Origin of the sequence: Paraburkholderia sp. MM5482-R2 (assembly GCF_050436125.1) — a bacterium.
Lineage (GTDB): Bacteria > Pseudomonadota > Gammaproteobacteria > Burkholderiales > Burkholderiaceae > Paraburkholderia > Paraburkholderia tuberum.
On record NZ_JBNDLP010000002.1, the window covers coordinates 3439519 to 3461732 of the forward strand.

Genomic DNA, 22214 nt, shown 5'->3' on the forward strand with positions numbered 1-22214 from the left:
CGGAGTCATCTGAACGGTGGACGACGTAGTTTCGAGGCATGATTTTCTGTTGCCGATGGCTTCATCGGCCCCCTACAGATTTTGTCACTGCCCCACCGGTGAGCCTGTCCGAGACACCGGAAGAAACCGATGACCAGCACGCCGCTCATCCTGATTGAAGGCGCATTCGCGCTTCCCCCTCTCCGTACGCTCGACCACCTGCCCGAACCGTTCGGCCGCGACTGGGCGTTGCTGTCCTGGCGAACCGGGCTCGATTCGCTGTATGCCGCGCTGCTGCGCACCGTGTGCGTCAGAGAACAGCAGTTGCTGTCGTATGGGCAGTGGGTGTCGATCGACGGCGTGCTGACCGGCGTGCTAACTGACATGAAGCGGCCGGCAGAGACGCCCGTCGCGAACGCCACGCAGCCTGCCGGGGAACCGTCGAATACCGCGACGGCGGCGCATCCCGCTATGCAACGGAAGGTGCCTCAGGGTCCAATGCGAATCGCGCTCAAGGCCCGCTCGCCGCGAATCGCGCAGCGGCGCACTGTGCGGCATCGGCGAACGGTCGCGGCGAGTGCCGTCGTAATCGGCTGCGTCGCGGTGCTGGCGTGGTGGATCGTCGATCAGCCTCTGGCGCCGCGGCATATGGCCTCCGACATGCTGAAATCGGCGCAAGCTCTGATGCCCCGTCGCGATGCGCCGGCGCCGGTAGAAAAGCGTCGTGCGCAGCATCTGGTTGCGAGTCCCGAGGCACCGGTGATTGCGGAGGCCGTCACACCGGCTCCTGTCCTTCCGCCATTACCTGTCGACGTGGCCGCCGCCGCACCCGCGCGCATCGTGGCTTTGCCTCAGGGCACCGCCACGCGACATGCGCCCACCCCGCGTGACGCGATTCGCTCGTCGCCTCCGCGTCGTGCGCTTCGCGTGCAAACGCATCCGCTTCCGGTAAATCGCCCTGCCGCGAATGACCCATCGCATGAAGCGCGCGTTCGTACCCGGTTCGGCGAAGACGGATACGCTGATGTAACGACGTTCGCCATGATGTCTTTGCGCGACGTCGCGCCGCTGCCGCGCTCCACCGTGTCGAACAATCTGCCGGTAAATAGCACCGAGTGGATGAACCACATATCGCAGCGTCGCGTCACCGAAATCCCGGAACAATTCGCGCAATGAGCGCCGCCGTTACTTCGACGCAGGCAAACCCGCTTCCGTCTGCTGCTGCAAGCGCGTGACCGCGCTCTGAAGCTGACGCAATTGCGCCTGCGCGTTGTCGCGCTCCGCGCGCAGCGCGAGCGCCTCGTCGCGCGTCTGCCGCTGCCGGTCGTCGACCTTCGCCTGCTGCGTGCGGGCGACGTCGAGATCGGTCTGCAGCCGTTGCGCCTGCTGCTGCGATATCGCGATGCTGCCCTGCAGATACGCATTCTGCGCCTGCAACCGCGTGCGATGAATCTCGACGTCCGCGAGTTGCTGCGTCTGCTGCGCGAAACCGGCGTAGATCGCTTCCGCGCGCTCTGCCGAATCGCTCCTGATCACGCGCCAGAAATGCTTGTTCTGAAACAACGCGACGTAGTACGTCATCCGCGGCGGATGGAAGAACAGGCTCGCACCATAGCTGCCGTTGTAGGTCGTGCGCAGTTCGCTGAGGTTCGCGTCCTGGATCAACTGGATCAAATCGGCGACGTCGCCGCGCGCGGCGGCGGGGGTATTCGCGGACACCTCGGGCTCAGCGACGGACTGGGGGCCAGCCTCTCGCGGCGCCAACTCCCCTGGAGCCGGCCGCGTGCCCGCCAGCGGCGCGCTCACGCTGTCCTGCTGAGCCACCGCAACACCCGTATGCCACAACGCATAGACACCGGCGAGCAACATAGCGCGCCGGATAACCAAGGAGTACTTCATATGCCTGCTCCACGCCGATCGAGAATGACGTTGGATTATCGCGCGGATTTATCGCGACGCGAAGCTCGTGGGCACTGTATGGACACGCTCGAAATCGAGATAGACGGTTGGCGCAGCGAACCACTCCATCCAAAATCACAGTCGCAAAATAAAGACGCCACCCAGCTCGCACTCCTGATTATTTCGAGAGAAGAAAACGCACTGCCACATAACGTGACAGTGCGTCAGATGGATGGAATGGCTCCGTCGGGCTGCGGAAAACAGCGAAAGCGCGGGACCGATGCGCAACCACGCCGCGGACTCAACCTCGACCGCGCACGCCGCGCCAACGCAAACCCGCCTTGCTTAAAACCGCGTCTCCCGCGCGACCCGCAGGAACGTATCGAGCAACGGCGTGCAATCGAGCAGCTCCGGGCCGCCCGCGCGATGAAACTCCGGGTGCCACTGCACGCCCATCACGAACGGCGCGCGCCGGTAGCGCACGGCCTCGATGATGCCGTCCGACGCCGACACCGCCTCGATATTCAGATCGCGGCCCAGCGTCTTTACCGCCTGATGGTGGATCGAGTTGACGATCGCGTCGCGCCGTCCGGGGAACATGTTCACCAGCGTCGAGCCATCCGGAAAATGCACGCCGTGCCGGTGCTGATCGTAGTTTTCGTTGACGTGGACGTTCGCGGTGGGCACTTCGGTCGCGATGTCCTGATATAGCGTGCCGCCGAACGCGACATTGATCAGCTGACAGCCGCGGCACACGCCGAGCACCGGCTTGCCCGATTCGACGAACTCGTGCAGCAGTTCGAGCTCGTACATGTCGCGCACGCGGTCACCGGGCCATTCGTGGCTGGTCGCCGATTCCGCATACGTCTGCGGCGACACGTCGGCGCCGCCTTGCAGCAGCAGGCCATCGAGATGCTTCGCATAGTCGCGCAGGCGGATGTTGCTCGGGTGCAGCATGCCCTGATGACCAACGGTCGGGATCATGAACACCAGCACGTCGCGCGACATCACCCAGTGCGCGACCGACTCCTCCAGATACTGCAGCGTCTTGCCGCGCAAGCCCTTCGCGCCCGGTTCCGGATGGAAGATGCGCGCCGACACGCCGATGCGCAGCGTGCGCTGCGTGATCCGCTGCCCCGCGCGATCGAACAGCTGCCGCGCGCGCGCCGCGATGATGCGGCCGAACACGCTCCACGCGGAGTCGCTCTGCTTCAGATAACGCGGTGGCGACGGCGGCAGCGCGTTGGGTGGCGGCGGGTTCGTGGCGCTGAAATCGGGTGCCGCGCCGAAACCGGGCGGCGGCGAGCCGGGCGCACGCGCCGCGGGTGCGGCGGCTGCCTCGCTGGCGATTTCGTCTTCGGTGGCGAGGTCCGCGGCGCTGCCGCCAGCCGCGCGCGGCTCGCCGGCGGCCACCGTCGGTTTCGCGAGCGGCTCGGGTTTCACCATGGTCGCGCCGCCGGCGTACGTACCAGCGCGCTGCGCTTCGCGCTCGTGCACCTTGGCTTCCTGCCGCGCGGTCGATTCGGCGGCGGCGCTGCGCGCCTCGGCCGCGTCGCGCAGCCGCGCCGTGCGCGGATCTTCGGGCGTGACCGACGATGCGCTGAGCGGATCGTCGGTCGACGACCTCGCGGTCGCCTCCTCGGCCGTCGGGCTCGTGTCTTTGGCGGCCGACTGGGTGGCATCTTCACGCGACGGAGGAAGCGAGGCGGCCGGTTCGGCCGGCGCGCTGCTCGGCGCGGGGGAGGCCGGCTGCGGACTGCCGGTCGTGCCGGCGTTTTCGGGTTTGTTTTCGCTCATGACTGTCGGACGGGCGCCTTACACGCGAACGAATGAATATGCCCTGATTATCCGTCAGTGCTGCAGGCCCCGCAAACCCGCACACAATTGCTCACATTGTTGCGAAGCGTTACACCGACCCCGATGAGTCAAGGATCCGGCCGCTCTTCGAAGGTTTCCCGCAACGCGATCTGCATCGACGCATGAATCTTCACGCACCAGCGCCACACGAGCGCGAGCAGCAGCGCGGCGCACACGAGCACGGCGACGAGCAGGCCAGTCGGCGGCAGGATGCTGCCCGACAGCGCCGCCACCAGCACAAACACGCCGATCATCGACACGATCGGCACGAGATCGGCGATCGCGTGACGCAGCGCGCTCGTGAAGCGTCCCGCGGTGGTCGGCTGCACGCCGACTTCGGCAAGCAGCAGCGCGAGCGACTTGGTCTTGCGATACACGGCCACGAGAAACGGCAGCGAAACGACGAGCGCGACGCTCCACTGCACGACGCGTTGCAGCGGCTCGTCGTCGAGCCAGTGCGCGAGCAGCCGGCCGCTATGCGGCGCGCTATACGACACGGCGAGGAAAATGGCCACGACGAGCGCGAGATTCACCGCGATCTGCAATACGATCCGCCGCGTCATGCTGATGAGCGTCGGCTCGCCGCGCGCCGTGACCAAACTGCGCAGCCATTGCCCGTACATGCCGAACACGTTGGACAACGTGGCGGGCATCGCCTGCCCGATGCGGCGCGTGAGCGGATCGGCGACGCGGATCAGATATGGCGTCGTCAGCGTCGTCAATGCCGACACGGCGACCGCGATCGGATACAGAAACCCGCTCGTCACCTTCAACGTCAGACCGAGCGTCGCGATGATGAACGAGAACTCGCCGATCTGCGACACGGTCATGCCGACGCGCATCGAGGTGCGCGCGTCCTGCCCCGACAGAAACGTGCCGAGCCCGCACGACACGATCTTGCCGACGATCACCGCGAGCGTGATGACGGCGATCGGCCACGCGTAGTCGAGCATCACGGCCGGGTTCAGCATCAGTCCGATCGTCACGAAGAAGATCGCGGAAAACGCGTCGCGCAGCGGCGCGATCAGATGCTCGATCCGATGCAGATGACGCGACTCGGCCATGATCGCGCCGATCAGGAACGCGCCGAGCGCGATGCTGTAATCGAGCTTGACGACCAGCAGACAGAAGCCGAAGCAGAAGCCGAGCACGGACACGAGCATCATCTCGTCGCTGCCCGTGCGCGCGACGTAGTTCAGCGCGCGCGGCACGAGCAGCACGCCGACCAGCAGCGACACCGTCATGAACAGCAGCAGCTTGCCGAGCGTGACGGCCGCGAGCCCGGCCGACAGCTGCCCGGTCTGCGCGATGCCGGTCAGCAGCACGAGCATCGCGATACCGAGAATGTCCTCGACGATCAGAATGCCGAACACGAGCTGCGCGAAGCTTTCGCGTTTGAGTCCGAGATCGGACAGCGCCTTCACGATGATCGTCGTCGACGAGATCGCGAGGATCGCGCCGAGGAACAGCGAGTCCATCGGAGTCCAGCCGAACGCGCTGCCGATCTCGTAGCCGATCCACAGCATCAGCACGATTTCGGACAGCGCGGCGACGATCGCCGTCGCGCCGACCTCGAACAGCTTGCGCAGGCTGAATTCGAGGCCCAGCGAAAACATCAGGAACACGACGCCCAGCTCGCCGAGCGTCTGGATCGTCTGTTCGTCGTGGATCAATTGGAACGGCGGCGTGTACGGTCCGATGATCACGCCGGCCGCGATATAGCCGAGCACCACCGGCTGCTTCAGGCGATGGAACAGCACGGTGACGACGCCGGCCAGCGCCATCACGACGGCCAGATCCTGGATGAAGCCGATGCCATGGTGCATGAGCGCCTTCCTTACAAACAGTAATCTCAGAAAGCGCAGTGTAGCAAACGAACCCGCCATCTTTTTGGCGAAGTCGCGCGCCGCGCCGCGCCGCCAGTAGCAGGCCGCTCGGCCGCAAAACCTTGCTCTACAATGCGGACGGACCTTTCCCTTTGGCTCCGCACTGCCTCGCTCATGCGCCCGCGCTGCGCTCAACCGGATTTCTACCGACATCATGGCCACTGAATTCGCCCCTTTCCCGCCGCTTGCCCAGCTTGCCGCCGATCTCGCCGCCGGCCGCACGACGAGCCGCGCGCTCGTCGAAACCGCGCTGGACCGAATCGCCGATCCGGCTGGCCAGGGCGCCGCCGTCTTCATGCACGTCGACACCGACGCCGCGCGCGCCGCCGCCGACGCGCACGACCGCCTGCGCGCGGCCGGCACCGTGCTCTCGCCGCTCGCCGGGATTCCCGTGTCGGTCAAGGACCTGTTCGACATCGAAGGCCAGCCGACCCGCGCGGGCTCCGTCGTGCTCGCCGACGCGCCCGCCGCGAAGGCCGACGCGGTCGCGGTCGCACGTCTGAAGCGGGCCGGCGCCGTGATCGTGGGGCGGACCAACATGAGCGAGTTCGCGTTTTCCGGACTCGGCCTGAATCCGCACTACGGCCATCCGCTGTCGCCGTACCGGCGCGGCGTGAAGGGCGACGAGCGGATTTCGGGCGGCTCGTCGTCGGGCGCGGCCGCGTCGGTCGCCGACGGCATGGCCGCGGTCGCGCTCGGCACCGACACCGGCGGCTCGATCCGCATCCCGGCCGCCTTGTGCGGGCTGACCGGCTTCAAGCCGACCGCCGCGCGCATCCCGAAGCAGGGCGGCGTGCCGCTGTCGTCGACGCTCGATTCGTTCGGGCCGATCGGCGTGTCGGTCGCATGCTGCGCGCTGGTCGACCGGATGCTCGCCGGGCTCGAGCCGCGCATCCCGGCCGCGCGGCCGCTCGAAGGCGTGCGCCTCGGCGTGCTGACCAATTTCGTGACCGACGGCGTCGAGCCCGAAGTCGCGCGCGCGATCGATACCGCGCTCAAGCATCTGGAGGCGGCCGGCGCGATCGTCAGCGAGGTGCGCTTCGCGCCGCTCGACCGGCTGCCGGAGATCAACCGCTTCGGCTTTTCGTCGATCGAGGCGTATGCGTGGCATCGTCCGCTGCTCGACAAGCATCGCGAACAGTACGATCCGCGCGTGCTCGTGCGCATCATGAAGGGGCAGCCGGCCAGCGCGGTCGATTATCTGGACCTCGTCGCCGAGCGCAACGCGATGCTCGACGAAGCCGCGCGCACGCTGTGGCAGCGTTTCGACGCGCTCGTCGCGCCGACCGTGCCGGTCGTGCCGCCGCGCCTCGCCGACCTGCTCAACGACGACGACGCGTTCGGCCGCACCAATGCGCTGATCCTGCGCAATCCGAGCGCGTTCAACTTCCTCGATAGCTGCGCGCTGTCGCTGCCGTGCCATCTGCGCGGCGACGCGCCGGTCGGCCTGATGCTGGCGGGCGCACCGCACGCCGACGACGCGCTGCTCGCGATCGGCCGCGCGGCCGAGGCAGTGCTGAAAGCGATCCGGTAAAGCGCGCCGGGGTTGGCCGCCCGGCGCGGTCGCCGCCGCGCCAATGTTCAGGCAATAAGTGGCGCGGCCAAGGTTCGCGCTAGAATCGCGGGCACCCGCCCTTTCGTCTCCAGACCAATCGAAGATCCATGAATAACGACTCCGCAATGCTGCGCCGCGAGCGCACCCTGCTGGTTCTGCTCGGCCTGATCTGCCTCGCCCTCGTGGGCGGTGCGTTGTATCTGCAGTTCGGCCTGCGCGAAGACCCGTGTCCGCTGTGCATCATCCAGCGCTATTTCTTCCTGCTGATCGCGATCTTCGCGTTCCTCGGCGCGAGCTTCAGGCACTGGCGCGGCGTGCGCCTGCTCGAAGTGATGGCGGCGCTGTCGGCGCTCGCCGGCATCGCGACCGCGGCGCGCCATGTGTACATCCAGGCGAATCCTGGCTTCAGCTGCGGCTTCGACGCACTGCAACCGGTGGTCGACAGCCTGCCCCCCGCGCACTGGCTGCCGAGCGTGTTCAAGGTTGCGGGCCTGTGCGAAACCGCCTATCCACCGCTTCTCGGGCTGACGCTGCCGATGTGGTCGGGCGTCGCGTTTATCGTCGCGTTCGTCGCGCTGGTGCTGAGCCTGGTGCGCAATCGCCATCGGGTCTCCTGACGGCGGGCAACTTGGCCGAGCGAGCTTCGAACGCCGTCTGAAGCGCCGAACTCGCCGCCAGGGCGCTTACCGATTCGCATCGCCAATGACGCCGGACTTCGTGTTGTCCATGCCGGGCACCGAAGTCCGGCGTTTTTTCTGCGCGACGTTCCGCGATCGCGCGCCGTTCCTGTCGGTCCCCGCTCCACGCACGCAACTTCTCGCCTCGGCGCGAATCGTACCCGGATCATGACCGCCGCCGCATGAGCTTCATGCGACACGGGAAATATTTTCGGGCCGGGGTAGTGCTATCTTCGGGTATGGATGGCGATCTACGTGCGCGAGGCCGGCTTTTTGCGACCCCATGCGTAACGCGCGCCCGGTCCGCACTGTCTTCCGATTCGCCATGACAACGCAAACCATCCGCTTCTACCATCAGGGGTCCGTCCGCGAGGTCGCGGGCGTGCCGGCGACGCGCACCGTGCTGCAGCACCTGCGCGAGGACTTGCGCTGCACCGGCACCAAGGAAGGCTGCGCGGAAGGCGACTGCGGCGCATGCACGGTCGTGATCGGCGAACTCGATGCGCGCGGCGACCTCACGTTGAAGGCGGTCAACGCCTGCATCCAGTTCCTGCCGACACTCTACGGCCGCGCCCTCTTCACCGTCGAAGACCTGCGCGCCGCGAACGGCGCGCTGCATCCGGTGCAGCAGGCGTTGGTCGACTGCCACGGTTCGCAATGCGGCTTCTGCACACCCGGCTTCGTCATGTCGATGTGGGCGCTCTACGAGAACCAGCCCGTCAGCGCCGGCCTGCCGACCCGCCATGAAATCGACGCCGCGCTGTCCGGCAATCTGTGCCGCTGCACGGGCTACCGGCCGATCATCGACGCCGCGCAGAAGATGTTCGACTACGCGCAGCATCCGCGCGTCGCGCTCGACCGCGACGCGATCGCGGCCACGCTGCGCACACTGCAACGCGAAGACACGTTCGAATACAGCGCGCCCGGCACCCGCGGCGCCGCCTTCGGCTCGCCCACCTTCCACGCCCCGCTCACGCTCGACGCGTTTGCGACGCTGCGCGCGCAGCATCCGGACGCGCGCATCGTCGCGGGCAGCACCGACGTCGGCTTGTGGGTCACCAAGCAGTTCCGCGATCTCGGCGATCTGCTGTACACCGGCAACGTCGCGGAACTGAAGACGATCGCGCGCGACGCGCAAACGCTGACCATCGGTGCGGCGGTCACGCTCGAGGACGCGTACGCGGCGCTCACCGCCGACTACCCCGAACTCGCCGAACTATGGACGCGCTTCGCATCGCTGCCGATCCGCAATGCGGGCACGCTCGGCGGCAACGTCGCGAACGGCTCGCCGATCGGCGACTCGATGCCGGCACTGCTCGCGCTCGGCGCCGACGTCGAGTTGCGCTGCGATCGCACGACCCGCACCGTGCCGCTCGACGCGTTCTACCTCGGCTATCAGAAGACCGCGCTCGCGGAAGGCGAATTCGTCAGCGCGCTGCGCGTGCCTCGCCCGGCCGGCGCGCTGCGGTTTCGCACCTACAAGGTGGCGAAGCGTTACGACCAGGACATCTCGGCGGTGTGCGCGGCGTTTGCGCTGCACGTCGCGGAAGATGGCACGATCCGCGCGGCGCGGGTCGCGTTCGGCGGCATGGCGGCGACGCCGAAGCGGGCCGCGCATGCCGAAGCCGCGCTCAACGGCGCGGCGTGGAACGAACCGACGGCCCGTCGCGCGATGGACGCGCTCACCGCCGACTATCAGCCGCTCACCGACATGCGCGCGTCGAGCGCGTATCGGCTGAGGGTCGCGCGCAATCTGCTGTGGCGCTTCTACCTCGAAACGCGTGACGACGCGCCGCTCGCGCTCTGCGACGTGAACGCGTTCGCGTTCGAGGCCAACGCAATCGTCGTGAAGGAGTCGCCGTGATGAACCGGACCGATGCCTTTATCGAACCCGCGGGCGCGCGTGCCGATCAACGCGAGGACGCGTCGATCGGCGTACCGCTGCCGCACGAATCCGCCGCGCTGCACGTGAGCGGCGAAGCGACCTACACGGACGACATCGCCGAGCTGCACGGCACGCTGCACGCGGCGCTCGGCCTGTCGCGCCATGCGCATGCGCGCATCGTGTCGATGGATCTCGACGCGGTGAGAAACGCGCCCGGCGTGATCGCGGTGCTGAGCGCCGACGATATCCCCGGCGAAAACAATTGCGGCCCGGTGCTGCACGACGATCCGATCCTCGCCGACGGCGAAGTGCTCTATCTGGGCCAGCCGGTCTTCGCGGTGATCGCCGAGAGCCACGAACTCGCACGTCGCGCCGCCGCGCTCGCGAAAAGCGACGACGTGATCCGCTACGAGCCGCTCGACGCGATCCTCACCGTCGCCGATGCGAAAGCCACGAAGCAGTTCGTGCTGCCGCCACTGCATCTGCGCCGCGGCGACCCCGACGCGAAGATCGCCGCCGCGCCGCATCGACTGGCCGGGAGGTTCGAGGTCGGCGGCCAGGAGCAGTTCTATCTCGAAGGCCAGATCGCCTATGCGGTGCCGAAGGAAATGGACGGCATGCTCGTCTACAGCTCGACGCAGCATCCGAGCGAGATGCAGCAGGTCGTCGCGCACATGCTCGACTGGCCCGCGCATAACGTCGTCTGCGAATGCCGGCGCATGGGCGGCGGCTTCGGCGGCAAGGAATCGCAATCGGCGCTGTTCGCGTGCGTGGCCGCGCTTGCGGCGCAACGCCTGCGTCGCCCGGTCAAGCTGCGCGCCGATCGCGACGACGACTTTCTGATCACCGGCAAGCGCCACGATGCAGTCTACGAGTACGATGCGGGCTTCGACGACAGCGGGCGTCTCAGCGGCGTGCGCGTCGAAATCGCATTGCGCGCCGGCTATTCCGCGGATCTGTCCGGCGCGGTCGCGACGCGCGCGGTGTGCCACGTCGACAACGCGTACTACCTGTCCGACGTCGATATCGTCGCGCTGTGCTGCAAGACCAATACGCAGTCGAACACCGCGTTTCGCGGCTTCGGCGGACCGCAAGGCGCGCTCGTGATGGAGGTGCTGCTCGACGGCATCGCGCGCGAGCTGCGGCTCGATCCGCTCGACGTGCGGCTCGCGAATTACTACGGCGTCGGCGAACGCGATACGACGCCGTACGGACAACGCGTCGAAGACAACATCATCGCGCCGCTGACCGACGCGCTGCTAGATTCGAGTGACTACCGCGCGCGTCGCGCGGCACTCGCCGAATTCAATGCGAAGAGTCCCGTGCTCAAACGCGGCCTCGCGTTTTCGCCGGTCAAGTTCGGCATCTCGTTCAACGTGCCGTTCCTGAATCAGGCCGGCGCGCTCGTGCACGTGTACAAGGACGGCTCCGTGCTCGTCAATCACGGCGGCACCGAGATGGGCCAGGGGCTCAACACGAAAGTTGCGCAGGTGGTCGCGAATCAGTTCGGCTTGCCGTTCGCGCGCGTCCGGGTGACCGCGACGGATACCTCGAAGATCGCCAACACGTCGGCCACCGCGGCCTCGACCGGCAGCGACCTGAACGGCATGGCCGCCGAAGCCGCCGCGCGGACGATCCGCGCGCGGCTCGCGGAACTCGCGGCGCGCCAGCTCGGTGGCGACGCCAACGACGTGCAGTTCGCGCGCGGCAGCGTGTCGGTGAACGGCGGCGCGCTGCCGTTCGAACAGATCGTCAACGCCGCGTATCTCGCGCGCGTGCAGTTGTGGTCGGACGGCTTCTACGCGACGCCGAAAGTGCATTGGGATGCGAAGTCGCTGACCGGTCATCCGTTCTATTACTTCGCGTATGGTGCGGCGGTGTCGGAGGTCGTCGTCGATACGCTGACCGGCGAGTGGAAGCTCCTGCGCGCGGACTTGCTGCACGACGCGGGCCAGTCGATCAATCCGGCGATCGATCTCGGCCAGATCGAAGGCGGCTTCATTCAGGGCATGGGCTGGCTCACCACTGAAGAGCTATGGTGGAGCCGCGACGGCCGCCTGATGACGCACGCGCCGTCGACGTACAAGATTCCCGCGGTCAGCGACACGCCCGCCGCGTTCCACGTTCGGCTCTACGACAACAGCAACGCCGAGCCGACCGTGTTCCGCTCGAAGGCGGTCGGCGAGCCGCCGTTGCTGCTGCCGTTTTCGGTGTTTCTCGCGATTCGCGACGCGATCGCGGCCGCAGTGCCGGGCGCGCGACATGCTCCGCCGTTGCGCGCGCCGGCGACGCCCGAGGCGATACTCGATGCGCTGGACGCTTTGAATGCGATGAACGCGTCGCAGACCGCAGATCCGACCGAAGCCGCCGCGCACCCCGATGGCACCGACACAAACACGCAACCCGCCGCGGAAACGCCCCACGCGGCCCCCCACGGAGAATCGCCGGATGCAAGCCTGGCTCACTGACCTGCAACATCTGCTCGCGCATGGCGACGCCGCCGTGCTGGTGACGGTCGCGCGCGTCGAAGGTTCGGCGCCGCGCGAAGCCGGCACGAAGATGCTCGTCACGCGCGAGGCGGCCAGGCATACGATTGGCGGCGGCCACCTCGAATGGAAGGCGATCGAGACCGCGCGCCAGGTGCTGCGCGACGGCATGCGCGCGCCCCACATGCGGCGGCTCGAACGCTTCGCGCTGGGGCCGAGCCTCGGCCAGTGCTGCGGCGGCGCCGTGATCCTCGCGTTCGAGCGGCTCGACGTCGGCGATCTCGGCTGGCTCACGTCGCTCGCCAAGCGCCTCGCGGCGGGGCAATCGACGGTGCGCAGCGTATCATTCGGCCCCGCGCCGGATGCGGTGATGCTGTCCGAACCCGAGCCCGGCATCGACGGCGCCGACTGTCTGCTGTGGGACGGCGCCGGTTTCGACGACAGCAGCGCGCTCCTGACCGAAACCATCGCGCCGGGCGAATTCGCCGTCGTGCTGTTCGGCGCCGGTCACGTCGGCGCGGCGCTCGTGCGCGTGCTGGCGACACTGCCTTGCACGGTGCGCTGGGTCGACGAGCGCGACGCGCAGTTTCCGTCGCTCGATGCGCTGCACGCGCCGAACGTGAGGATCGACGCGAACGACGCACCCGACGAGGCGATCGATCAGGCCGCGCCGAACACGTACTTCGTGGTGATGACGCACAACCACGCGCGCGATCTCGAACTGGCCGAACGCATCCTGCGGCGCGGCGACTTCGCGTTCTTCGGCATGATCGGCTCGCATACCAAGCGCAAGCAGTTCGAGCATCGGCTCGCGGCTCGCGGCATCGATCCGGCGCGGATCGCGCGGATGAAATGTCCGCTCGGCGTCGACGGCATCGTCGACAAGTCGCCCGAGGTCATCGCGATCTCGGCGGCCGCGCAGGTGTTGCAGGCCGTCGAGGCGAACGCGGGTGCGCGCCACCCGACGCAGGCGGTTTGATACGCGGCCGGCGCCACTCGTTACCCAACACACAATTCCAAACCACGATGAACCCGACAACCGCTACCCCTGTTTCCTCCGTTACGCTCGCCGACAAAACCGCGCGCGCACCGAAGGCCGAGCTGCATATCCACATCGAAGGCTCGCTCGAACCCGAGCTGATTTTCGCGCTCGCGCAACGCAACGGCGTGAAGCTCGCCTACGACTCGGTGGAAGCCTTGCGCGCCGCCTATGCGTTCACCGACCTGCAATCGTTCCTCGACATCTACTACGCGGGCGCGAGCGTGCTGCTGCACGAGCAGGACTTTTACGACATGACGATGGCCTACGTCGAGCGCTGTCTCGCCGACAACGTCGTGCATAGCGAAATCTTCTTCGACCCGCAGACGCATACCGAGCGCGGCGTGCGGATCGCGACCGTCGTGGCCGGCATCGAACGCGCGCTCGCCGACGCGGAGAAGCGCGGCATGTCGAGCAAGCTGATCCTGTGTTTCCTGCGCCATCTGTCCGAGGACGATGCGCTCGCCACCTTCGACGAAGCGCTGCCGCTGTTCGAGCAGTACGAGCATCGGCTGATCGGCGTGGGGCTCGATTCGTCGGAACGCGGTCATCCGCCGTCGAAGTTCGAGCGCGTGTTCGCGAAGGCGCGCGCGCTCGGTCTGAAGCTCGTCGCGCATGCGGGCGAGGAAGGCCCGCCGTCCTACATCTACGAGGCGCTCGACGTGCTGAAGGTCGACCGCGTCGATCACGGCGTGCGCAGCATCGAGGACCCCGCGCTCGTCACGCGTCTCGCCGATACGCGCGTCGCGCTGACCGTGTGCCCGCTGTCGAACCTGAAGCTGTGCGTGTTCGACGACCTGACCAGGCACACGCTGAAAGACCTGCTCGATCGCGGCGTCGCGGTGACCGTCAATTCCGACGATCCGGCCTATTTCGGCGGCTACGTGAACGCGAACTATCTGGCGACGATCGACGCGCTGAAGCTCGACGACGCCGAGGTCTACACGATCATCCGCAACGGCTTCGAGGCGTCGTTCGTGACGCCCGAGGAACGCGCCATGCTGATCGGTAAGCTCGACGCGTATTGGCGGCACTGAGTGGCGGCACTGAGCCGCGCGCCGACGGATTTCAACTGACAGGCCTCGACCGACGCCGGCGGCCGGCGGCTTCGCTTCGTTCGGGCAAACGGCAACGACCCGAACCGGGAAGCCGCTGCCGCTGCCTGCGCCGCCCAGCTTTCAACATTCGGAGACAGCTTTTCCATGACTGAATCGGCTCATACCGCGCAAGCGGCGCAAGCGGCATTCCGCGCCCCTCTGCTGACCTTCAACGGCGATCCGGCGCACGCGCCGAACGCCGTGGTGTTTCACGAGGACGGTCTCCTGATCGTGGAAGACGGCCGCGTCGTCGCGGCGGACGCGTATGCGGCGCTCGCGTCGCGGCTCGCGCCCGGCACGCAGGTCGTGGAGCGGCGCGACAAGCTGATCCTGCCGGGCTTCATCGATACCCACATCCACTATCCGCAGACCGACATGATCGCGTCGCCGGCGCCGGGTCTGCTGCCGTGGCTCGACACGTACACGTTCCCAACCGAGCGCCGCTTCGCCGACATCGCGCACGCCCGCGACACGGCGAGCTTTTTTCTCGACGAACTGCTCGCCTGCGGCACGACGACCGCGCTCGTGTACTGCACGGTCCACAAGGAATCCGCCGACGCCCTCTTCGCCGAGAGCGAAGCGCGCAATCTGCGCATGGTCGCTGGCAAGGTGCTGATGGACCGCCACTGCCCCGCGTTCCTGCGCGACACCGCGCAATCGGGCTACGACGACAGCGCCGAGCTGATCGGCCGCTGGCACGATCGCGGCCGCCAGATGTACGCGCTGACGCCGCGCTTCGCGCCGACCTCGACCGAGGCGCAGCTCGAAGCATGCGGCGCGCTCGCGCGGCTGCATCCGGACGTGTTCGTTCAGAGCCACGTGGCCGAGAACACCGACGAGGTGAAATGGGTCGCCGAGCTGTTCCCCGGCCACCGCAGCTATCTCGACATCTACGATCACTATGGGCTCTTGCGCCGTCGCGCGGTGTACGGCCATTGCATCTACCTCGACGACGAGGACCGCAAGCGCATGGCGCAAACCGGCGCGCTCGCCTCGCACTGTCCGACCTCGAACCTGTTCCTCGGCAGCGGCCTGTTCGACTTCGACAAGGCCGACTCGGCCGGCATGCCGATCGCGCTCGCGACCGACGTCGGCGGCGGCACGTCGTTCTCGATGCTGCAGACGATGAACGAAGCGCACAAGGTTGCGCGCCTCGGCGGCCATCATCTGACGGCGACGCGCATGTTCTATCTCGCGACCGCCGGCGCGGCCGAAGCGCTCGATCTCGGCGACAAGATCGGCACGCTGAGGGACGGCTCGGAAGCGGACTTCGTCGTGCTCGATCCGCAGGCGACGCCGCTGCTCGCGCGCCGCACCGCGCGGCGCGAATCGCTCGAGGAGCTGCTGTTCGCGTTCGCGCTGCTCGGTGACGATCGCGCCGTGTATGAAACGTATGCGGCCGGCAAGTGCGTGCATCGCCGCGACGACGCGCGCCAGCGCGTGCCGGGACGCGCGAAGATCGCGGCTTGACATGACACCAGCTTCGGTTGAGACGCCCCAGTTGCAGACGAAACGCTAGTGCGCGTCTTGGTCCGCGAGTGCTCACAAATTGGCTATTCAGTGTCAATTTCGAGCGTCTCAAATTCGACGGCAATCTCAGCGCCAACTGTTGAGAAAACGTATGCGATATGGTCGGCACGGCGCTTTCCAAAATGCGCGGATTTCTTGAGTACCTCGATTGCCGCGGCGTATGCCTCATCACCGGGTTTCAACACCTCAATCGAATTGACGATGTTCAACAATCCACCATCAATGATGCTTGCTCGCGTCACTCCAAGAAAGGTAACGGTCGCGCGCCGGCTCTCATCGTACAACCCAAGTGTTAGTACGTTTGGTGTATTGGCGCCACCTTCCTTGCTGGTCGCAATCGCATCCAGGTACCAGTCATGAAAACCGCCGAACTGTTCCAGTGCATCTGTGATGGTCATGGTGGCTTGTCCTATGGAGGTATGGAGACCGGCCAGCCGTGATCGCGGCCCTGGTCGTCCCAGTTGTGGGCGTGCGGATTTGGCTGGCCATGATGGTTGTCGAAGTCAATATCAACGGTCGGGGTGCCTTGTGAACCGTACATCCGCCATTGCTTCTTTTTCCCCGGCACGTTCTCAACCCACGCGTTGGGCATACCCTCAAACGGGATTCCAGCCAGTTTCGTCGAATCCCCCGACAAGTCGTTAGCGTAGTATGCAAACGGCTGGGCATCGCCGAGCAGCGTTGAGGCGCCCGCATCGTGGGCCAGATCGCCGTCGCTGTTGCTGGCTGCCGTGGCTGCGCGTGGAGCGATCAGCCCGGTTTGCCGGGTGGCTGGATCAGCCCGGCCGGACAGCATGGGTTCCCCGTTCGGGAGACCGACGGCCCTCGCCCCGAGATTGCTCAACGGCGTGCTGTGGGGGGATGGAAACAGGTCAGCCCGAGGGCCTTTAATGGCAAGACGAGCACCTCTGCGCAGATCGTCGAGAAGCGCATTAATGATCCACCAGCCATCGGTGTTGGGGTTCCAGTTTCGCACACCATCAAACGCCAGCAACTGACGATCAATGAGACGCCTGACCAGCGTTAGGTCCTCCTCCCACTTTCGCTGATTCAATCTGACAATACTGAGAAATTCCTGGGTCTCCGCCTTGGCCTTCTGAAGGTCTGCGGCCCTTCCGAGGCACGCCTTGTAGTGCCGCTCATCGCAGATGACATAACAGGCACCAAGGGGCCTTTGACAGCGCAGCTCCACGGAGTGCATTTCAAATACGGACAAGGACATAGGCGTGTCGACGATCTATTTGAAGTTGCTGCCCGGATTGGCAGCATCCAGATAGATACCGTGCTCGGGGTCGTCCGTATATGGGCGACAGCCCAAAACCTCAACTGCCCTCGATCCCTGGGACACGCCCAAAGCGCCGGCCCGCCTCAGCCCGCCTTGCACACCTCGTGCAACGCGTTGAGGCGCCGCACCGGATCCGCGACATACGGATTCGACTCGTCCCACGCGTAACCGGCGAGCACCGCGCTGATCATGCGGCGGATCGGCGTCACCTGTTCCGGGTAGTAGATGATGTCCTGCAGCTCGCCCGTGTACCAGCGCTCGACGAATGCGCGGAACGTATCGATGCCCTTGCGCAACGGCACGTCGTAGTCGGCTGACCAGTTGACCGTCGCGCCGTCGAGCTGCCGGTTCAGCGCGCGCGCCGCCATATGCGCGGAGCGCAGCGCGATCGTCACGCCCGAGGAAAACACCGGATCGAGAAACTCGCCCGCATTGCCGAGCAGCGCATAGCCCGGCCCGTGCAGACTCGCGACACTCGCCGCGTAGCCGCCGATCTGCCGCACCGGCATCAGGAACGGCGCCTGCCCGATCAGCCGGTTCAGCGTCGGCTCCTGCCGGATCAGCGCGCGCAGCGTCGCCTCGCACTGCGTTTCGGGCACCTCGAGAAAATTCGCCTCGGCGACACATCCCACCGAACAACGGCCGCCCGCGAGCGGAATCATCCAGAACCACACGTCGCGACGCTCGGGATGCGTCGCGATGCAGATCTTGTTGCGATCGATGTCGTCGAGCGCGAGGCCGTCGCGCACGTGCGTGAACAATGCGGCGCGCGTCGGCATGCGCGTCGGCGCCTCCAGCTTCAGCAGGCGCGGCAGCACGCGCCCGAAGCCGCTCGCATCGAGCACGAAACGCGCTTCGACCCGATACGCGCCGGCACTTTCATCGACGACGTCGAGCACCGGTGCCGCGCCCGTGCGCACCGCGCTCACGGTGTGGCCGAACCGCACCTCGGCACCCTGCGCGGCCGCGCAGCGAATCAGCACGTCGTCGAACAGCGCGCGCTCGACCTGGTACGTGGTGCCCCAGCCCGGCGAATGCTTGTCACGAAAATCGAACGACGAGCTCTGGTCGCGATATACGAAGTGCGCGCCGTTCTTGTACTGGAAGCCCGCCTCGACGACGGCCTGCAGCATGCCGGCCTCCTCGAGGTACGCCATGCTTTGCGGCAACAGGCTCTCGCCGATCGAGAAGCGCGGAAAGTGCTGACGCTCCAGCACCAGCACCGAGCGGCCCGCCTTACGCAGCAGCGCGGCGGCCACCGCGCCGGCGGGACCCGCGCCGATGATCGCGACGTCGACCACGGTCCGCTTTGAAGAATCGCTGTTCAAATCACCCCTCCAACGGTTTGCGTGCGTTGCCGCGCCGTATGCGAGCCTCGCCACGCTTCGAACATCAGGCTCGCGCAACTCCCGCCGAACCCGAAAGAAACGGACATCGCCGTGTCGATGCGCGCGTCGCGCGGCAAGCGCACGAGCGGCATGTCCCGCACTTGCGGCTCCGGCGTATCGACCAGCGCGGTCGCCGCGATGAAGCCGTCGCGCATCATCAACAGCGTATAGATCGCTTCGTGCGCGCCGCACGCGCCGAGCGAATGCCCGGTCATGCCCTTGGTCGACGAAAACGCGGGCAACCCTTGCGCCGATGCACCGAACACGTCGCGCAACGCGTGCAGCTCTTCGAGATCGCCGAGCGGTGTGGACGGCGCATGCGTGTTCACGTAGTCGGGACGCCGGCCCGCCTGCTCGAGCGCGCCACGCATCGCGCGCGCGATGCCGGCTGCACGCGGCGCGACCATGCCCGCGCGATCGGTGCAATCGCCGAAGCCGCTCAGCTCCGCGTAGATGCGCGCGCCGCGCGCGAGCGCATGGTCGAGCGCTTCGAGCACGAGCACGCCGCCGCCCGACGCGATCACGAAACCGTCGCGCTGCGTGTCGTACGGCCGCGATGCACTGTGGGGCGTGTCGTTGAAGCGGCGCGACAGCGCGCCCATCGCGTCGAACATCAGCGTCGTGTTGTCGTGCAGCGCTTCGCTGCCGCCCGCGAGCACGATCTGCTGGCGGCCGTTCTGGATCAGCTGCATCGCCTGCCCGATCGCGAGCGCCGACGTCGTGCATGCCGATGACGGCGAATAGCTGACGCCTTCGAGCCCGAACATCTGCGCGACGTTCGCCGACGCGGTGCTGCTCATCGTATGCGGCACCGTGAACGGCGGCACCTTGTCGACGCCGCGCGTGTGCGCGATCGCGAGCGCCGCGTCGTAGCTCGCCATCGTGCCGACGCCCGAGCCGATCACGACACCCGCGCGCGGCGACTGCAATGAAGCGAGGTCGAGCCTTGCATCGTCGATCGCGCGTCGCGCCGCGTGGCACGCAAAGCGCGCGGTGTCGCCCATGAAGCGTTCGAGCTTGCGCTCGAACGGCGCCTCGTGCGCGACCGACGCCACGCCCGCGACTTGCGATGCAAATCCGCGCTCGCGCCACGCATCGATACGCTCGATTCGCGAGTGCCCCGCGCGCAACGCCGCGCAGACCTGGTCGAGCGTATTGCCGAGACACGACACGATGCCCATGCCGGTCACGACCACGCGTTGCAGGCCTGTGCTCATCGAACGCGCCGGAAAATCAGCGACGTGTTGATGCCGCCGAACGCGAAGTTGTTGCTCATCACGTACTCGGCGTCGATCTCGCGCGCGCCGCCGACGATGTAATCCAGCGGCGCGCAAGCCGGATCGAGGTGGTCGAGATTCAGGGTGGGCACGTACCAGTTGCGCTTCATCATCTCGATCGTCCACCACGCCTCGATCGCGCCGCACGCGCCTAGCGTATGGCCCACATAGCTTTTCAGCGAGCTGATCGGCATGCGAGCGCCGAAGGTCTGCGCGGTCGCATGGCTTTCGGCGATGTCGCCGCGGTCGGTCGACGTACCGTGCGCGTTCACGTAGGCAATCGCTTCGGGCGGCAATTGCGCGTCGCGCAGCGCGAGTTGCATCGCGAGCGCCATCGTGTCGGCGGTGGGTTGCGTCATGTGCGCGCCGTCCGAATTGCAGCCGAAGCCGACCACTTCCGCGTGAATCCGCGCGCCGCGCGCCAGCGCATGCTCGTATTCTTCGAGGACGAGCGTCGCCGCGCCCTCGCCGACCACGAGGCCGTCGCGCGCGGCATCGAACGGACGCGGCGTCAGATGCGGCTCGTCGTTGCGCGTGCTGGTCGCGTACAGCGTGTCGAACACGGCGACCGCGGGACCCGACAGCTCTTCCGCGCCGCCCGCGAGCATCAGCGTCTGTTTGCCGGACTGGATCGCCTCGTACGCATAGCCGATCGCCTGGCTGCCCGACGCGCACGCGCACGAGGTCGGGATGATGCGGCCTTTGAGGTCCCAGAACAGGCTCACGTTGACGGCCGTCGTGTGCGGCATCATCTGCACGTAGCTGTTCGACGTGACGTCGCTCATCAAGCCGGTTTCGAGCATCGTGCCGAACGCGCGGATCGGCTGCACCGAGCCCGACGACGAACCGTACGCGACGCCCATGCGGCCATCCGCGATGCTCGTGTCGTCGGCGAGACCCGCGTCGGCGAGCGCGAGTTCGCTCGCGCGCACCGAGTACAGCGACACCGGGCCCATCGAACGCACTCTCTTGCGCGGGTAATGCGCGGGGATCGTGAACCCGGGCAGCGGACACGCGAGCCGCGTATGCAGCGACTCGAAGTAATCCCACTCGGACATGCGCCGCACCGCGTTCTCGCCGCGCTTCAGGCGCGCTTGAACCGCGTCCCAGCTATCGCCGAACGCGGTCACGCCGCCCATGCCGGTGATGACGACGCGCTTCATCAGACCATCCCGCCGTTCACGCCGATCACCTGGCGCGTCACATACGACGCGCCATCCGACATCAGAAAGCTCACCACCGACGCGACCTCGGCCGGCTGGCCGACACGGTTCATCGGCACGGTCTTCAGCGCGTGATCGAGCGTCACCTGTTCGAGCATGCCGGTTTCGATCAACCCCGGCGCGACGCAATTGACGGTGATGTTGCGCGACGCGAGTTCGACCGCGAGCGCCTTGGTCGCGCCGATCAGTCCCGCTTTCGCGGCGCTGTAATTGACCTGGCCGCGATTGCCCATCACGCCCGACACCGACGCGATCGTGACGATACGGCCGCCTTGGCGCGCGCGCACCATCGGCATCGTCAGCGGATGCACGACGTTGTAGAAGGCATCGAGGCCGGTTTCGATCACGACGTCCCAGTCTTCTCCGGTGAGCGCCGGAAACGCCGCGTCGCGCGTGACACCCGCGCTGCACACGATGCCGTAGTAAGGACCGTGCGCGGCGACGTCGGCTTCGAGCGCCTCGCGGCACGCGGCGCGCTCGCGCACGTCGAATTGCAGCACGCGCGCCGTGCCGCCCTGCGCGGCGATGCCCGTCGCGACCGCGTCGGCTTCGCTGCGTCCGGTGCGGCAATGCACGGTCACGGCGAAACCGTCGGCGGCCAACTTGTACGCAATCGCGCGGCCGATGCCGCGGCTTGCGCCGGTAACGAGAACTCGCCGGCTCATGAACTCATACTCCCTTCGATGAATGACTGGAAATCGGGCGGTTGAAACACCTTGATCACCGCTTCGGCACAGCGCGCGTCGCCGTCGTCGATCGTGCATTCGTAGGCACTGTGGCCTGCGTCGCTGCGCAGCAGCTCGCTCACGTGAACGCGCAAACGCGCGCCGCTTTGGAACACCGGCTGCAACGCCTGATAGCTGCGCGAGCCGAGCAGCACGCCGGGACGCGCGTGGCCGCCGCCGCGCATCGCGACGAGCGCGATGTGCGCGGCGATCGCCTGCGCCATCAGCTCGATGCCGATCCACGCGGGCATCGCGCCGGCGGCGTCGGCATACCATGCGTGCGGGTCGACGTTGGCGATGGCGCTCAGCGTGGTGTCGGCGAACGTGTCGATCGCATCGAGCAGCAGCATGCTGCCGCGATGCGGGATGATCGCTTCGATCGGCTGACGCACGAGTTGCTCGACAGTGAGTGGCGGAGTCGTCATG

The 22214-nt window shown here is 66.8% G+C and carries 18 protein-coding genes; 8 read left to right on the forward strand and 10 right to left on the reverse strand.

The features are described from left to right. Window positions 1–129 precede the first annotated feature (129 nt). Window positions 130–1155, forward strand: a complete 1026-nt coding sequence (locus tag OKW37_RS18640) for a hypothetical protein (RefSeq protein ID WP_429404817.1) — start codon at window positions 130–132, stop codon at window positions 1153–1155. 9 nt (window positions 1156–1164) lie between these two features. Here the strand turns inward: OKW37_RS18640 and OKW37_RS18645 are convergent, their stop codons facing one another. The 3 genes from OKW37_RS18645 to OKW37_RS18655 form a co-directional block, all read right to left on the reverse strand. After that, window positions 1165–1878: a DUF2968 domain-containing protein gene (locus OKW37_RS18645; RefSeq protein ID WP_429404815.1), complete on the reverse strand. Its 714-nt coding sequence runs from the start codon at window positions 1876–1878 to the stop codon at window positions 1165–1167. Window positions 1879–2223: 345 nt separating this feature from the next. After that, window positions 2224–3675 carry a gamma-glutamyl-gamma-aminobutyrate hydrolase family protein gene (locus OKW37_RS18650; protein WP_429404813.1) on the reverse strand — a complete coding sequence of 484 codons (1452 nt, stop codon included), beginning with the start codon at window positions 3673–3675 and terminating at the stop codon, window positions 2224–2226. Between the two features lie 128 nt (window positions 3676–3803). Then, entirely contained in the window at window positions 3804–5561 is a 1758-nt protein-coding gene (locus OKW37_RS18655; protein WP_429404811.1) for a cation:proton antiporter, read from the reverse strand. Between the two features lie 214 nt (window positions 5562–5775). Between OKW37_RS18655 and OKW37_RS18660 the strand changes: the two genes are divergently transcribed. The 7 genes from OKW37_RS18660 to guaD all read left to right on the forward strand — a co-directional run bounded on the left by OKW37_RS18660 (window position 5776) and on the right by guaD (window position 15830). Then, window positions 5776–7155, forward strand: a complete 1380-nt coding sequence (locus OKW37_RS18660; RefSeq protein ID WP_184061316.1) for an amidase — start codon at window positions 5776–5778, stop codon at window positions 7153–7155. Window positions 7156–7283: 128 nt separating this feature from the next. After that, entirely contained in the window at window positions 7284–7793 is a 510-nt protein-coding gene (locus OKW37_RS18665; protein WP_429404809.1) for a disulfide bond formation protein B, read from the forward strand. Window positions 7794–8178: 385 nt separating this feature from the next. Then, window positions 8179–9717, forward strand: coding sequence for a xanthine dehydrogenase small subunit (gene xdhA, locus OKW37_RS18670; RefSeq protein WP_429404807.1), 1539 nt, complete (start codon window positions 8179–8181; stop codon window positions 9715–9717). Then, window positions 9717–12206 carry a xanthine dehydrogenase molybdopterin binding subunit gene (gene xdhB, locus OKW37_RS18675; RefSeq protein ID WP_429404805.1) on the forward strand — a complete coding sequence of 830 codons (2490 nt, stop codon included), beginning with the start codon at window positions 9717–9719 and terminating at the stop codon, window positions 12204–12206. The genes xdhA and xdhB overlap by 1 nt, the downstream gene beginning before the upstream one ends. Continuing rightward, the gene (xdhC, locus tag OKW37_RS18680) at window positions 12187–13203 is read left to right on the forward strand and encodes a xanthine dehydrogenase accessory protein XdhC (RefSeq protein ID WP_429404803.1); all 1017 of its coding nucleotides are present in this window, start codon (window positions 12187–12189) and stop codon (window positions 13201–13203) included. The genes xdhB and xdhC overlap by 20 nt, the downstream gene beginning before the upstream one ends. Before the next feature lie 47 nt (window positions 13204–13250). Next, complete coding sequence (locus OKW37_RS18685; protein ID WP_184027573.1) at window positions 13251–14300, forward strand: adenosine deaminase; 1050 nt, start codon at window positions 13251–13253, stop codon at window positions 14298–14300. A gap of 165 nt (window positions 14301–14465) precedes the next feature. Then, a complete protein-coding gene (gene guaD / locus OKW37_RS18690) occupies window positions 14466–15830 on the forward strand; it encodes a guanine deaminase (RefSeq protein ID WP_429404800.1) in 1365 nt (454 codons plus the stop codon). 83 nt (window positions 15831–15913) lie between these two features. On the opposite strand, the gene OKW37_RS18695 is transcribed toward guaD, so the two are convergent. The 7 genes from OKW37_RS18695 to OKW37_RS18725 form a co-directional block, all read right to left on the reverse strand. Further along, window positions 15914–16288, reverse strand: a complete 375-nt coding sequence (locus tag OKW37_RS18695) for a hypothetical protein (protein ID WP_184061309.1) — start codon at window positions 16286–16288, stop codon at window positions 15914–15916. Window positions 16289–16299: 11 nt separating this feature from the next. After that, window positions 16300–17112 carry a hypothetical protein gene (locus OKW37_RS18700; RefSeq protein ID WP_429404798.1) on the reverse strand — a complete coding sequence of 271 codons (813 nt, stop codon included), beginning with the start codon at window positions 17110–17112 and terminating at the stop codon, window positions 16300–16302. Between the two features lie 146 nt (window positions 17113–17258). Next, on the reverse strand, window positions 17259–18503 hold the full coding sequence (locus OKW37_RS18705) for an NAD(P)/FAD-dependent oxidoreductase (protein WP_429404796.1): 1245 nt from the start codon (window positions 18501–18503) through the stop codon (window positions 17259–17261). Continuing rightward, a complete protein-coding gene (locus OKW37_RS18710) occupies window positions 18500–19780 on the reverse strand; it encodes a beta-ketoacyl-[acyl-carrier-protein] synthase family protein (RefSeq protein ID WP_429404795.1) in 1281 nt (426 codons plus the stop codon). Before OKW37_RS18710 ends, OKW37_RS18705 begins: the two co-directional genes overlap by 4 nt. Next, the gene (locus tag OKW37_RS18715) at window positions 19777–21003 is read right to left on the reverse strand and encodes a beta-ketoacyl-ACP synthase (RefSeq protein ID WP_429404793.1); all 1227 of its coding nucleotides are present in this window, start codon (window positions 21001–21003) and stop codon (window positions 19777–19779) included. Before OKW37_RS18715 ends, OKW37_RS18710 begins: the two co-directional genes overlap by 4 nt. Beyond that, complete coding sequence (locus OKW37_RS18720) at window positions 21003–21728, reverse strand: 3-ketoacyl-ACP reductase FabG2 (protein ID WP_184068719.1); 726 nt, start codon at window positions 21726–21728, stop codon at window positions 21003–21005. The genes OKW37_RS18715 and OKW37_RS18720 overlap by 1 nt, the downstream gene beginning before the upstream one ends. Then, a complete protein-coding gene (locus OKW37_RS18725) occupies window positions 21725–22213 on the reverse strand; it encodes a hotdog family protein (protein WP_184068721.1) in 489 nt (162 codons plus the stop codon). Before OKW37_RS18725 ends, OKW37_RS18720 begins: the two co-directional genes overlap by 4 nt. Between the last annotated feature and the right edge of the window lies 1 nt (window position 22214).